The 297-nt window shown below is 66.7% G+C and carries 1 pseudogene; it reads right to left on the bottom strand.

The annotated features are described in order from the left end of the window. Positions 1 to 297: pseudogene (locus AB4Y44_RS42595) on the bottom strand (urocanate hydratase); the annotation flags it as partial.

The following is a 297-nucleotide window of genomic DNA, read 5'->3' as shown; positions in this document are numbered from 1 at the left end:
ACGGGCCCTTGCCCTCGCAGAACAGCGGCCGGATATAGGCCGGCACGAAGCCCGGGAAATCGAACGCGTTTTCCACGCCCATTTCGAGCGCCATCTGGCGGATGTTGTTGCCGTAGTCGAGCGTGGCTGCGCCGCGTTCCTGCAGCGTGAGCATCGCGCACACCTGGTGGGCCATCGACTCCTTCGCGACCTTCACGATGCTTTCCGGCGCGACCTTCTGCGCCTCGCGCCACTGCTCGACCGTCCAGCCCTGCGGCAGGTAGCCGTTGATCGGGTCGTGCGCGCTCGTCTGGTCCG

The organism is Paraburkholderia sp. BR10937 (assembly GCF_040965695.1).
Lineage (GTDB): Bacteria > Pseudomonadota > Gammaproteobacteria > Burkholderiales > Burkholderiaceae > Paraburkholderia.
This window is presented reverse-complemented; position numbering and strand designations above follow the sequence as displayed.